13 protein-coding genes are annotated in these 12,553 nt (G+C 59.6%); 8 read left to right on the top strand and 5 right to left on the bottom strand.

Annotated features, from left to right (window positions below):
- Window positions 1-47: 47 nt before the first annotated feature.
- Complete coding sequence (locus IB237_RS14705) at window positions 48-941, bottom strand: LysR family transcriptional regulator (protein ID WP_192489392.1); 894 nt, start codon at window positions 939-941, stop codon at window positions 48-50.
- A gap of 132 nt (window positions 942-1,073) precedes the next feature.
- Between IB237_RS14705 and IB237_RS14700 the strand changes: the two genes are divergently transcribed.
- The 6 genes from IB237_RS14700 to IB237_RS14675 are packed head-to-tail and all read left to right on the top strand — an operon-like array spanning window position 1,074 to window position 6,757.
- Entirely contained in the window at window positions 1,074-2,489 is a 1,416-nt protein-coding gene (locus tag IB237_RS14700; protein WP_192489391.1) for an MFS transporter, read from the top strand.
- 35 nt (window positions 2,490-2,524) lie between these two features.
- The gene (locus IB237_RS14695; RefSeq protein ID WP_192489390.1) at window positions 2,525-3,511 is read left to right on the top strand and encodes an aldo/keto reductase; all 987 of its coding nucleotides are present in this window, start codon (window positions 2,525-2,527) and stop codon (window positions 3,509-3,511) included.
- Window positions 3,512-3,558: 47 nt separating this feature from the next.
- Window positions 3,559-4,416: an aldo/keto reductase gene (locus IB237_RS14690; RefSeq protein WP_192489389.1), complete on the top strand. Its 858-nt coding sequence runs from the start codon at window positions 3,559-3,561 to the stop codon at window positions 4,414-4,416.
- 4 nt (window positions 4,417-4,420) lie between these two features.
- Window positions 4,421-5,323, top strand: coding sequence for an FAD:protein FMN transferase (locus tag IB237_RS14685; RefSeq protein ID WP_192489388.1), 903 nt, complete (start codon window positions 4,421-4,423; stop codon window positions 5,321-5,323).
- Window positions 5,324-5,338: 15 nt separating this feature from the next.
- Window positions 5,339-5,722: a hypothetical protein gene (locus tag IB237_RS14680; protein WP_192489387.1), complete on the top strand. Its 384-nt coding sequence runs from the start codon at window positions 5,339-5,341 to the stop codon at window positions 5,720-5,722.
- Window positions 5,723-5,761: 39 nt separating this feature from the next.
- Window positions 5,762-6,757 carry an alpha/beta hydrolase gene (locus tag IB237_RS14675; RefSeq protein WP_246787923.1) on the top strand — a complete coding sequence of 332 codons (996 nt, stop codon included), beginning with the start codon at window positions 5,762-5,764 and terminating at the stop codon, window positions 6,755-6,757.
- Window positions 6,758-6,962: 205 nt separating this feature from the next.
- On the opposite strand, the gene IB237_RS14670 is transcribed toward IB237_RS14675, so the two are convergent.
- Complete coding sequence (locus IB237_RS14670) at window positions 6,963-7,721, bottom strand: SDR family NAD(P)-dependent oxidoreductase (protein ID WP_192489386.1); 759 nt, start codon at window positions 7,719-7,721, stop codon at window positions 6,963-6,965.
- Window positions 7,722-7,894: 173 nt separating this feature from the next.
- Here IB237_RS14670 and IB237_RS14665 point away from each other — a divergent pair, with 173 nt between their 5' ends.
- Both IB237_RS14665 and IB237_RS26440 read left to right on the top strand, forming a co-directional pair.
- Entirely contained in the window at window positions 7,895-8,794 is a 900-nt protein-coding gene (locus IB237_RS14665) for an AraC family transcriptional regulator (protein ID WP_192489385.1), read from the top strand.
- Window positions 8,795-9,306: 512 nt separating this feature from the next.
- A complete protein-coding gene (locus IB237_RS26440) occupies window positions 9,307-9,441 on the top strand; it encodes a hypothetical protein (RefSeq protein ID WP_256435711.1) in 135 nt (44 codons plus the stop codon).
- A 26-nt stretch (window positions 9,442-9,467) separates the two neighbouring features.
- On the opposite strand, the gene IB237_RS14660 is transcribed toward IB237_RS26440, so the two are convergent.
- The 3 genes from IB237_RS14660 to hutG are packed head-to-tail and all read right to left on the bottom strand — an operon-like array spanning window position 9,468 to window position 12,553.
- A complete protein-coding gene (locus IB237_RS14660; protein ID WP_256435710.1) occupies window positions 9,468-10,058 on the bottom strand; it encodes a HutD family protein in 591 nt (196 codons plus the stop codon).
- A 9-nt stretch (window positions 10,059-10,067) separates the two neighbouring features.
- A complete protein-coding gene (gene hutU, locus IB237_RS14655) occupies window positions 10,068-11,741 on the bottom strand; it encodes a urocanate hydratase (RefSeq protein WP_192489383.1) in 1,674 nt (557 codons plus the stop codon).
- A gap of 11 nt (window positions 11,742-11,752) precedes the next feature.
- Window positions 11,753-12,553 carry an N-formylglutamate deformylase gene (hutG, locus tag IB237_RS14650; RefSeq protein WP_192489382.1) on the bottom strand — a complete coding sequence of 267 codons (801 nt, stop codon included), beginning with the start codon at window positions 12,551-12,553 and terminating at the stop codon, window positions 11,753-11,755.

Raw genomic sequence — 12,553 nt, 5'->3', positions numbered from 1 at the left:
TGAAGCTATTAGCCTGTCTTATTAATCACAATCAGTTGATTAGCGCGTTACCCGCGGTATCGCAGGGCTTCGACGACCAACGCGAATGCCGGCGAGGTGTGTCTGCGGTTCGGGTAGTAGAGATGGTATCCAGAGAACGGGGCGCACCAGTCTTCGAGCACCCGCACCACCTCGCCTCTTGCAATCTGCTCCGCCACCTGATCCTCGGGCATATAGGCAAGGCCAAGTCCCCTTTTGACAGCGTCCAGTCGCATCGCGATATTGTTGAACACCAGCTGCCCCTCCACCCGCACCTTGAGTTCGTGTCCCTCCTTCTCGAATTCCCACGAGAGGATGTTGCCATGGGTCGGCATCCTGATCTGAATGCAGTTATGTCCCGTAAGGTCCTGAGGCACGTCGGGCCACGGATTCTGTCGGAAATAGGAAGGTGAGCCAACGACAGCCATGCGCATTTCTGGGCCGATGCGGATAGCGATCATGTCCTTGGCGAGTTGCTCACCAAGTCGGACGCCTGCATCATAGCGCTCGGCCACGATGTCCGTAAGACCGTAGTCAACGGTGATCTCGACGTTTACGTCCGGATTATCGGGCAGGAACTTTTCAAGCGCGGGGGCCAGCACCGAGATCGCGGCATGCTCGCCTGCAGTAATGCGAACGGTACCGGCAGGCTTGTCACGCATTTCGGCAAGCGCTGCCAGTTCCGTCTGGATTTCCTCAAACCTCGGACCAGCTATTCTGAGCAGGCGTTCGCCCGCTGCTGTGGGCGACACGCGGCGTGTCGTTCTCGTTAGCAGCCGAAGCCCCAATCTCTCCTCAAGTCCGCGAACTGTCTGACTGAGTGCCGACTGCGACACGCCTAGTTTGACGGCCGCTTTCGTGAAGCTCTCTTCGCGCGCGACCATCACGAAGGCGACCAGATCGTTGAAATTCTCCTGCGGCATTCATTAGACATCCTTATAGCTTCATCCCGATTACTGCCCCTAATCCAAAGGGTCGGCAAGCGATATCTTGTCTTTATCGAAACAGGCACCGCCGTGGAGGACGGAGGGGTCCAATCTAAACGGAACACAGAAATGCCAATCGGCCCAAATGCAACTGCCCCAAACAAGACGGTGATCCTGACGATCATCCTGATCAGCTACGTGATGATCGTCCTGGACATCTCCATCGTGCTGACGGGGCTGCCACGCATTCATGGCGAACTCGGCTTTAGCGATGCGGGCCTCGCTTGGGTCTCCACCGCCTACACGCTGGCTTTCGGCGGTTGCCTGCTGCTCGGAGCGCGTGCTGGCGACATCTTCGGGCGACGCCGCATGCTCCTCGTCGGCCTAACGATCTTTTCGCTTGCGTCACTCGTGATCGGCGTGTCGCAGACACCAGCGGTCATGATTGCGGCAAGAGCCCTGCAGGGTGTCGGTTCCGCTATCCTCGCCCCTTCGACGCTCGCTCTGCTGCAAACCAGTTTCGAGCCGGGTCCCGAGCGCACGCGCGCCGTGTCCTACTATGCTGCTGCGGCAGGGGTGTCGGCCGCGTTCGGTCTGGTGGTCGGCGGTCTCCTTGCCGACTTGCTGTCCTGGCGCGTCGGCTTCTTCATCAACCTGCCCATCGGTATTGCGATGATGATCGCCGCGAGACGCTACGTGGGTGAAACGGAGAGAACCCCCGGCACCTTCGATATCGCGGGCGCGATCCTATCGACGATAGGGATCGTGTCGCTCGTCTACGGTGTCATCCGATCCGCGTCGACGGGATGGTCCGACTTGGAAACCCAAGCTTGCGTCGCTTTTGGCATTGTCATGCTGATCCTGTTTGCTGTTGTCGAATCGCATGCGAGCCAACCGATCATGCCGCTATCGCTGTTCGCTGACCGCGAACGATCAGCCGCATACGGGGCCCGCGCCCTGTTCCTTGGTGCGAATGTCGGATTTTACTTCTTTGTCGCCCAGTTCCTTCAGAGCGTCGTCGGTCTAAGCTCCTCTGAAGCGGGTATTGCCTTTCTTCCGACGACGGTGGTCAACTTTATCGTCGCCATGTCAGCACCACGTCTGATCGGACGATACAGAGCTGGCAGGGTCCTTGTCACCAGTGTCGTGACGGGTCTGATCGGCATGATCTGGCTCAGCTTCGCCATGCAGCAGGCATCGCTGACCGCACTTGTCATTCCGATGATGTTGATCGGCGCTGGCCAAGGTGGCGCACTCGGACCACTAACCGCGTCGGGCATCGCGCGCGTGCCATCGGAGCGGGCGGGAGCAGCGTCGGGCCTCGTCAACGTGGCCCATCAGCTTGGCAGTTCGCTCGGTCTCGGTGTCCTCGTCGCGGTTGCGGCAATCGGCTCGCAAGGCCTGCAGGGCACCGAACTTCTGGCCAGACGTGCCAGCTTGGCGATGGAAGCCGGATCGGTCCTCGTCGCCATGACCCTGATCCTCGCGGTTATGTTCATGGCGCGTCCCCGTGCTCGCCTGGAAAACGCATCGACGACGGCCTGACAACAGCCACAATGAAAACTCGAAAGGAAAGACCAATGGAAAAGCGCAGGCTTGGAAACAACCTCGAAGTTTCGGCTCTCGGCCTCGGCTGCATGGGATTGAGCCATGGCTACGGTGCGGCGACTGACACGAAAGATGCGGTCGCCCTCATCCGCGCCGCCCACGATCGCGGCGTGACCTTCTTCGACACCGCGCAGGTCTATGGACCGTTCACAAATGAGGATGTGGTAGGCGAGGCACTCGAACCGATCCGCGATAAGGTTGTGATCGCCACCAAGTTCGGCTTCGAGCTGCCGAGCGCCGATGGTGGCCAGCACTTGAACAGCCGCCCGGACTATATCCGCCAATCGGTTGAGGCCTCGTTGAAGCGGCTGCGCACGGATGTGATCGATCTTCTCTACCAGCATCGCGTCGATCCAAACGTGCCGATCGAGGATGTTGCAGGAACCGTCAAGGACCTGATCGCCGAGGGAAAGGTCAAGCATTTCGGCCTGTCCGAGGCGGGCGCGCAGACGATCCGTAAGGCGCATGCGATCCAGCCCGTCGCCGCTCTCCAGAGCGAATACTCTTTGTTCTGGCGAGAGCCAGAAAAGGAAATCATTCCGGCGCTTGAGGAACTGGGGATCGGCTTCGTGCCCTTTAGTCCGCTCGGAAAGGGTTTTCTGACGGGCAAGATCGACGAGACGGCGACGTTCGGCCCCGGTGACTTCCGCAGTATTGTTCCTCGCTTCCAGGCGGAGAACCTGAAGGCCAATCAGGCTCTCGTTGCCGCGCTGACGCAGATCGCGGAATCGAAGGGTGTGACATCCGCTCAGATCGCACTCGCATGGCTATTGGCGCAGAAGCCCTGGATTGTGCCGATCCCCGGCACCACCAAACTTCATCGCCTCGAAGAAAACCTCGGCGCGGCAGGTGTCGAACTCTCACCGGAGGACGCCACAGACATCGCGACGGCACTCGCGAAGATCGACATCGTCGGCGACCGATACCCTGCCCATCTTCGGGCCCTTGTGGGCAAATGACAACCGCGGTGAGCATCGCGCTCCCGCCTCCACGAAAGTAAATCGACATGACCAGTACAGTTCCAACAGTGAAGCTTAACAATGGGGTCGAGATGCCAATCCTCGGCTTCGGTGTCTTCCAGGTGCCCGATCCCGCCGAGTGCGAGCGCAGCGTCCGCGACGCGATCGACGTCGGATACCGCCTGCTCGATACCGCGACCTCCTATGGCAATGAAGAGGCCGTCGGCAACGCCATTCGCAATCACGGCATTCAGCGAAGCGATCTGTTCGTCACGACCAAGCTCTGGATCGAAGACGCGACCTATGAAGGGGCGAAAGCCGCCTTCGAACGGTCCTTGAACAAGCTTCAGCTCGACTATCTCGACCTCTGGCTCATCCACCAGCCCTATGGCGACGTCTATGGCGCATGGCGTGCGATGGAAGAGCTTTACAAAGCTGGTCGCATTCGCGCGATCGGCGTCAGCAACTTCTATCCTGACCGCTTGCTGGACTTCGTGCTTCACAACGAGATCGTGCCGGCGGTCAACCAGATCGAAATCCACCCGTTCCATCAGCAGGACGACGCTCAGACGCTGCTTCAGGAATACAATGTCCAGCCCGAAGCATGGGGTCCGTTTGCGGAGGGTAAGAATGGCCTGTTTTCGAACGAGCTCTTGCAGTCGATCGGCAGGAAGCATGGCAAGAGCATAGCCCAGATCGTGCTACGCTGGCTGATCCAGCGCACCATCGTCGCCATCCCGAAGTCGGTGCGCAAGGAACGCATGGTCGAGAATTTTTCGGTCTTCGACTTTGAGCTTGATCAGGAAGACGTCGCAGCAATCGCCTCTCTCGACCAGAAATCCAGCAGCTTCTTCGACCATCGCGATCCGGCCATGGTGAAGTGGCTCGGCACGCGAAAGCTCTGAGCTGATGGCAGTGGGTGACGACGTGGCGATCTCCTCCTTTCAGTTCGATGCCATTGGCACGTCCTGGGAGATCAACACGCCTGCGCCGCTTTTAGTGGAGACCAGAGCGGATGTCATTGATCTGGTTGAATGCTTCGACAGCATCTATTCGCGGTTCCGCCATGATTCCATCGTGACGCGGATCGCCAATGCTGCCGATGGCGGAACGTTCCGCTTTCCGTCCGACGCGGCCCTGATCTTCGACGTCTATGACCGCCTCCATGACGCGACGAACGGGGCGGTCGATCCGCTCGTCGGCCGCGATCTCGAGCTTCTCGGCTATGACCGCGAGTACGCCCTGGTGCCTCACGACGAGGGTATCGCGGCGATGGCGGCGCGACGGCCGGTCTGGAGCCGAGACGTAGAGCGCAAGGGCAACGCGATAACCACAGGCCGGCCGCTGGTCATCGATGTCGGAGCCGTCGGCAAAGGCAGACTGGTCGATCTGGTCGCCAACCTGCTGGCGGCCAAAGGTTTCAAAGACTTCGTCGTCGATGGCAGCGGCGATATCCTCCATCGCGGAGACGCCGCACTTCATGTCGGTCTCGAACATCCGCTTGATCCGGACATGGTGATCGGGGTCGCAAACCTGACCAACGGCTCACTCTGCGCCTCCGCGTCCAATCGCAGGACCTGGAGTGACGGCCTCCACCATGTGCTCGACGGACGAACCGGACGGCCAACGACTGACGTGATCGCCACCTGGGCGATCGCGGCCGACACGGCAAAGGCCGACGGTCTCGCGACCGCGCTCTTCTTCGGCCCGTCCTCGCGATTGACGACGCTGTTCGATTTCTCCTTCGTTCGCATGTTCGCCGACGGGCGCGTCGAGGTCTCGCACAATTTCGACGGCGAAGTCTTCACCTGAAACAAGGGAAACACGATGCAACACCAGACGAGAAACCTTCTCTTGGCCAGTGCCCTGACATTCACGCTTGCCGGTGCTGCGGAAGCACAAAGCGCAAGGTCCGCCAGATTTGCGGATGGCGTCTACACGGCGACCGGAGAATACGGCGGCCAGCCATCGCATATCACGGTCAAGGCGACGCTGAAGGGCGGAATTGTGACTGCCGTGAGCGTGACCCCGCATGCCTATGTCCCTCGCTCTCTCGAACTGCAGCGCGCATTTGCAGCCGCGGTGCCGAAGGTGGTCGTCGGCAAGCGCATCGACCAGATCAGAGTCGGCAAGCTGGCGGGCTCCAGCGGTACGCCCAAAGGCTTCAACGATGCCATCCGGCAAATCAGGGCGCAGGCGGCACGCGGGTAACCGGCCTGAAAACCGACATCTGATGAGAGGAGCACATCGTTGATCACCCTTAGGACCGTCCTTCTGGCTTCGTTGCCATTCCTGTTCGATCCCGTCGCAGGGAGAACCGAATCCACGATGCTGCAGTCAGAGCAAGCCCTAGGCGCCGAGCGCCGGCTTCTATCCGCGACGAGCACGGTCGGAGACATCTTGCGCCATCCGGCATTCTCGGGATACGCCGAGCGCGTCCTGCCTTGGGACGATCGCCCCTATGACGAGACAATGAAGCTGAGCGAAATCGGAGGGCTTCTTCCGTATCACAGTGCCGTCGACACCGGGACGGTGCTTGGTGGACTGAACCGAATGATTGAGGATGTCGCATCGGGCCACCAGGTGTTTTACGACATCCATACCGAGGCCGAAAAACGTGCAGACCCGAGCAAAGAGGACACGGGTCTGTTCTACTTCCGCGGACGACCTGGCGCGCCCTTCGCGGTCGTCTCCCCGGGCGGCGGGTTTGCCTATGTCGGTTCCATCCACGAGGGGTTTCCCTATGCGGTCGAGATCAACCGACAGGGCTATAACGTTTTCGTTCTGAAATACCGGGTAGGCCTGGGCGGCAGGGTCGCAACGCAGGACCTTGCCGCCGCCATTTCCTATGTCTTCAGGAACAGCGAAACCCTCGATGTCGCGACCGAAGGCTATTCCCTCTGGGGCAGCTCGGCTGGCGCGCGCATGGTGGCGCTTATCGGATCGCACGGGATCGCGGCGTTTGGAGGGGATACCCTGACCAAACCAGCGGCGGTTGTCATGGCCTATACCGCGCATGCAGACCACTCCGACAGTGAACCGCCAACCTTTGCGGTCGTGGGATCGCAAGACGGGATCGCTCCGCCCGCTTCCATGGAAGGCCGGATCGCCCACCTGAAGCGGATCGGTGCCACCGTTGAATACAGAAAATACCCATCAGTCGGCCATGGTTTTGGCACGGGAGCAGGCACCAGCGCCGAAGGCTGGATCATCGACGCCACGCGATTTTGGAAACGTTCACGTTGACCGCCGGCACCTTCACCCCATCCACCATCAACACAAGGAAAGTGGATATGACAACGAAACACGGACCTGAACTGAACCGGCGTGGCTTGCAGCTCGCGGCCGGGGGACTGGCCACTGCGGCAACCGTTGATGTAGCAAGCTCGCAAACGGCCACGACAAGAGTGAGGTTTTGCTCGGTCATGATGGTGTCTCGATGCACTATCGATCAGAGCGACTGGCCGCCCGACACGTCGAATGTCGTGCCGTTGGCCCAGCCGAAATCGTCGGACAGGATCGCCGCTACCGCTCCACCGATATCGTCGGGCTGACCGACGCGGCCAAGCGCGATCTTGCTCGCGACGAAGGCATGGGCCTGTTCGTCGTCGCGGACCCGGCCACCGCCGAAATCGGTGGCGATGGCACCGGGCGCGATGGCGTTGACGCGGATCTGCCGCGCGCCGAGTTCCAGCGCCATGAACCGGGTCAGCGTCTCGAGCCCCGCCTTGGCCGCCGCATAAAGGCCGAAGCTGGCCATCGACGTGCGGGTGAAGCCCGTCGACACGTTGAGGATGCGTCCGCCATCAACGATGATAGATAACAACGCCTGCGTCAGGAACACCGGTCCGCGCAGGTGCATGTCGATCATCATGTCGAACTGTTCCTCGCTGGCGTCCGCGACCTGCACGTGGACGACCGCACCCGCGTTGTTGACCAGATAGTCGAACCGGTCGCTGCCGAAGCGGCTCCGGAGCGTCTCGGCGAAGGATGCGGCAAAGACCGGAAAGGTCGCCACCTTGGTGACGTCGAGCGCGAGCATCGCCGCTGTGCCGCCCAGCGCTTCGATCTCGCTTACCAGAGCATCGGCTTCCGCGGCGCCTTGGCGATAGGTGCCGACGATGCCGACACCGCGACGGGCGAGGTGCAGCGCCATGCTGCGACCGAGGCCGCGGCTGGCGCCGGTAATAAGTGCAATCTTCTGAGACATGGCTACGTTCCTTGTGATTTGGATTTTCCGGACGGCACGCCGCTGAGGCGTCGCGTTCGCTGCCAGTGAAATAGGCGATCGCTGTGTCCGACGCCCCGCCTAATGCTCTCAATTGATTGCCTGATTGTCTCAAGCGCTTTGCATGCGTGAAGATTGGTGTCATAGTCCTAGGCATGACCGATAACCTACAGCCGCATCGCGATCTCGCATTCCGCCATGGCCGGACCGGAATGACCTTGACGCCAATCCCGCGCTTGGAAATCGGCATCGGGCAGGCGACCTCGGGCACGTCGCCGTGTCTCTACCGCTCGATGATCTGCTTTATTCTGCAGGGATCGAAAGAGGTAGTCATCCATGACGACCTGCTGCGCTACGACGCGTCTCAATATCTGGTTAGCGCACTCGATCTGCCTTTGAGCGGACAGATCCATGACGCTGACAACGGCAGCCCTTACGTGTCGGTTTCGCTGGTCCTTGATCCGGCTCTTCTCGCCGAGGTCGCATCGACGATGCCGGCGGTGCGTGACGCGGAATCACCAGGCAGCGGCATTGCGATCAATCCGATGACGCCCCCGCTGCGCGATACGCTGCTACGACTGCTGGCGTTGCTCGACACGCCGGCGGACATCCCGGTGCTCGCGCCGATGGCCGAACGCGAATTGCTCTATCGTCTCCTGCAAGGCCCGCAGGGGCGACTGTTGCGCCACATCGCCCGCCCGGAAGGCGCGATCGGCGGCATCCGCCGCGCGGTCGAATGGATTCGAGACCACGGCAATAGGCGGCTGCGGATCGAGGCGCTGTGCGAAGCCGCCGGCATGAGCCGCGCCAGCCTTCACCGCCACTTCGTTGCGCTGACGGGACTGAGCCCGATCCAGTATCAGAAGCAGCTACGCCTTCAGGAAGCACGTCAATTGCTGCTCGCTGGCGGCCGTAGTGCCTCCGATGTCGCCTATGCGGTCGGCTATGAAAGCGCCTCGCAATTCAGCCGCGAGTATCTGCGGCACTTCGGAGCTCCGCCTGTACGCGACGTGCGCAAGCTCAGGCAGTCGATCGACAATCAAATAATCAGTTAGACGGCCGTCAATTGGCTGGGAAGTTGTTCACACGAATCGGCCCAATCCTCTCTGGTCAAAGGTTTTGAGATGACCGTCGTGGGCCAACTTGGACGATATTCGACTCCCGTCAGCTAGAGGATAGGCGAAGAAGCGTTTGACCTCAGCTGCCCGAGTAGAGACGTGGCCGCATAGCGGGGGGGGGGCGGGACCGGCTACGCCCGGATCATGACCGCTTCCGTCTAGAACGACGACGGGCGCGTATTTGCTGAAATCATCACTCATCATCAGCGCACCAGAACAATAGCAACAAGCCTTAGCAGCTTTCTGATAAGCATCCTCGAAAGCCGGGTGCTGGCCAAGGTTGGTTTACGGTTTGCCCAATTTACCCGTGCCCTTGGCCGGTGATCAACAGCCTACAGATGCCAGCTTGACGTGCCCTTGGGTATCCACCCAAGCCGCTCTTTGCCTCCGGATGAGAACCGTCTCGGGACGACAACGAAGCGACGTCGCGTCCGCGCCAGAAGCTCGGCATGGTCGGAGCAAATGCTTCTATGGTCACCGCAATCGTTCATGCAACGCCGGCCCGCAGGACAACATGGCTTAACGGTTATATCGCTCTCGGTCTTCGGCCACAGGTCGGCGCTGTCGCAATCGGTTTCAATTGACGGGAGACGCAACAGGCTGCCAAAACTCACATGGAGCGAGGTTGTTTAAAGTCGATGCCGATGAGGTAGGCCACTGCGGTGTTGTCTGCAGTGAAATGTACCGATTCATCGAACCCTATATCGACGAGAGCATCAAACGCGCCAGCTTGCAACGGCCGATCTCCGATAGCGCACTGGGCTCGCTCCGTAAAAACGATGATTGAAACATCATGCTTGCCGGTGACGGTTTTGACGGTCGCCAAATCCAGACGTTTCATCACATGGGTCGCGTGATCGCGCAGCGTCATGATGTTGAGATCAGTTGTTTCCCCGCCATCATTGACGGCCTCGACAATAGCCTCTCCCAAGAAACTGAAAGGCGTCCCAAGCGCTACAAGTTTCGGGCTTGGGTTTCCGTCAACGATCAATTGTACGGTATTGCCTTTCAGCGCGACGATTGATCTGTCGATGCCAGGAAACACGGAGAAAGGGCCTGAACCCTTGATCGTGGCGAGGCTGACCCGCCACAGGAATTGCGCGCCATCCACAGTCGATGGTTCCAGCGCCACCTCATGGGTGACGCCGAGGCCATTTTTCCATGGCATTGTTTTGTGTTCCCTGGCGCGCAAAAGTCTCATTGTGCTGCCTCAGTTTCCAAGAATACCCGGCAAACGAAGGCCCTTTTCCTTGGCGCAATCCAGCGCGATGTCATAACCGGCATCGGCATGGCGCATGACGCCGGTTGCCGGGTCGTTCCACAGCACGCGCTCAAGACGTTTGGCAGCATCATCAGAGCCATCAGCGCAGATTACAACGCCGGAGTGCTGCGAAAAGCCCATGCCAACGCCACCGCCGTGGTGCAAGGAAACCCAAGTTGCACCGGAGGCCGTGTTGAGAAGGGCATTGAGCAGTGGCCAGTCAGACACGGCGTCCGAACCATCTTTCATGGCTTCGGTTTCGCGGTTTGGAGACGCGACCGAGCCGCTGTCGAGATGGTCACGGCCGATCACGACCGGCGCCTTCAACTCACCGTTTTTGACCATTTCGTTGAAGGCGAGAGCCAGGCGGTGTCGATCACCCAGACCAACCCAGCAAATACGCGCCGGCAGGCCCTGGAAGGCTATGCGTTCGCGTGCCATGTCCAGCCAATTGTGCAGGTGTTTGTTGTCTGGCAGCAGTTCCTTGACCTTGGCATCCGTCTTGTAGATGTCTTCCGGATCGCCGGAAAGAGCGGCCCAGCGGAAGGGGCCAATGCCACGGCAAAACAGCGGACGAATATAGGCCGGAACGAAGCCCGGGAAAGCAAAGGCGTTTTCGAGACCTTCCTCCTTGGCCATCTGGCGAATATTGTTGCCGTAGTCGAGTGTCGGAACGCCCATGTTCCAGAAATCCACCATGGCCTGAACCTGAACCTTCATGGAGGCGCGAGCCGCAGCTTCGACGGCTTTGGGGTCACTTTCCTGTTTTTCGCGCCATTCGGCGACGGTCCAACCGGATGGCAGATATCCATGAACCGGATCATGTGCCGAGGTCTGGTCCGTGACAACATCAGGGCGAATGCCGCGCTTCACGAGTTCCGGGAAGATATCAGCGGCATTGCCAACAAGACCCACGGACTTTGCTTCACCTGCCTTCGTCCACTGTTCGATCAGGGCCAGTGCTTCGTCCAGCGTGTGCGCTTTTGCGTCGACATAACGGGTGCGCAGGCGGAAATCGATGCGGGTTTCATCGCATTCGACGGCAAGGCAGCATGCGCCTGCCATGACAGCGGCGAGAGGCTGAGCACCACCCATGCCGCCAAGACCACCGGTCAGGATCCATTTGCCGGTCAGGTTGCCGTTGAAGTGCTGGCGACCCGCTTCAACAAAGGTTTCGTAGGTTCCCTGAACAATACCCTGCGTGCCGATGTAAATCCACGAACCGGCAGTCATCTGGCCGTACATGGCCAGACCCTTGCGGTCGAGTTCGTTGAAATGTTCCCAGGTTGCCCAATGTGGAACGAGGTTGGAATTGGCAATCAAGACACGTGGCGCATCCTTGTGGGTGCGGAAAACACCCACCGGCTTGCCAGACTGTACCATCAAGGTTTCGTCTTCGTTGAGGTCTTTTAATGTGGCGACGATACGGTCGAAATCTTCCCAGGTGCGGGCTGCACGGCCAATGCCACCGTAGACCACTAGCTCATGCGGACGCTCGGCTACATCGGGATCCAAGTTGTTCATCAGCATGCGCAGAGGCGCTTCCGTCATCCAGCTTTTGGCGTTCAGCTCAGTACCCTGCGGGGCGCGGATTTCGCGTTCGTTATGGCGTGGGTTTGTCATGTTTTATCCCCTTATCGTTTGCTGGCGAGCGCAAATTGCTCCATGCGCGTCAGAATGGTTTTGAGATGTGTGCGAAGCTGGCCGGCCTTGTTGTCGTCATAGGCAAAGGGCGGTGCTTCTGTGATGAGGTGGGTGGATTGCGCCAGTTCCATTTGAATGGCGTGTACTCCGGTCTGTGGCTGGCCGTAATGACGGGTTGTCCAACCGCCCTTGAAACGACCATTCAGGATGCTGGTGTAACCTTCGGCGTCTCCGGTCACCTCAACCGCGATCCTCTCAATGGCTGGATCACAGGTCTTGCCGAGATCGGTACCGATGTTGAAGTCCGGCAGCTTGCCCTCGAATAGAAACGGAATATGCGAGCGAATGGAGTGGCAGTCATAGAGAATGGCGATGCCGTGAATGGATTTTACCCGCTCGATTTCGGCCGCAAGCGCGGCATGATAGGGTGCGTGGAATGTCTGCAATCGGTACGCCATATCGGCTTCAGTTGGTTCACATCCGTCCTTCCAGATCGGTTTACCGTCAAAATCCGTGTCCGGAACAAGCCCGGTGGTGTTCTGGCCGGGGTAAAGGCTGGTGCCGGAGGGATCACGGTTTGCATCGATGACATAACGATGGAAGGTAGCGCGCACTGACGTCGCATCTTCCAGCAGATCGCGATAGAGGTCATGAATATGCCAATCGGTATCAGCCAGGATCTTGCCGTTGTCATTCAGACGGTCATGGATATCTGCCGGAACTTCGGTGCCGGTGTGTGGCAGACCGAGAATGATCGGTGAGGTCCCCTGGCGAAGCTCGAAAACCGGCAT

This window comes from Agrobacterium sp. AGB01, assembly GCF_014851585.1.
Lineage (GTDB): Bacteria > Pseudomonadota > Alphaproteobacteria > Rhizobiales > Rhizobiaceae > Agrobacterium.
Note: the sequence above shows the minus strand (reverse complement) of the source record. Positions and strands in the feature narration are given on the sequence as shown.

What these genes read in the sequence shown, in the direction of transcription:
- IB237_RS14660 (WP_256435710.1), bottom strand. Translation starts at nt 10,058, where the DNA reads ATGAGACTTTTGCGCGCCAGGGAACACAAAACAATGCCATGGAAAAAT.
- IB237_RS14665 (WP_192489385.1), top strand. Translation starts at nt 7,895, where the DNA reads ATGACCGATAACCTACAGCCGCATCGCGATCTCGCATTCCGCCATGGC.
- hutU (WP_192489383.1), bottom strand. Translation starts at nt 11,741, where the DNA reads ATGACAAACCCACGCCATAACGAACGCGAAATCCGCGCCCCGCAGGGT.
- hutG (WP_192489382.1), bottom strand. Translation starts at nt 12,553, where the DNA reads ATGCCGGTTTTCGAGCTTCGCCAGGGGACCTCACCGATCATTCTCGGT.
- IB237_RS14680 (WP_192489387.1), top strand. Translation starts at nt 5,339, where the DNA reads ATGCAACACCAGACGAGAAACCTTCTCTTGGCCAGTGCCCTGACATTC.
- IB237_RS14685 (WP_192489388.1), top strand. Translation starts at nt 4,421, where the DNA reads ATGGCAGTGGGTGACGACGTGGCGATCTCCTCCTTTCAGTTCGATGCC.
- IB237_RS14700 (WP_192489391.1), top strand. Translation starts at nt 1,074, where the DNA reads ATGCCAATCGGCCCAAATGCAACTGCCCCAAACAAGACGGTGATCCTG.
- IB237_RS26440 (WP_256435711.1), top strand. Translation starts at nt 9,307, where the DNA reads ATGGTCGGAGCAAATGCTTCTATGGTCACCGCAATCGTTCATGCAACG.
- IB237_RS14690 (WP_192489389.1), top strand. Translation starts at nt 3,559, where the DNA reads ATGACCAGTACAGTTCCAACAGTGAAGCTTAACAATGGGGTCGAGATG.
- IB237_RS14705 (WP_192489392.1), bottom strand. Translation starts at nt 941, where the DNA reads ATGCCGCAGGAGAATTTCAACGATCTGGTCGCCTTCGTGATGGTCGCG.
- IB237_RS14670 (WP_192489386.1), bottom strand. Translation starts at nt 7,721, where the DNA reads ATGTCTCAGAAGATTGCACTTATTACCGGCGCCAGCCGCGGCCTCGGT.
- IB237_RS14695 (WP_192489390.1), top strand. Translation starts at nt 2,525, where the DNA reads ATGGAAAAGCGCAGGCTTGGAAACAACCTCGAAGTTTCGGCTCTCGGC.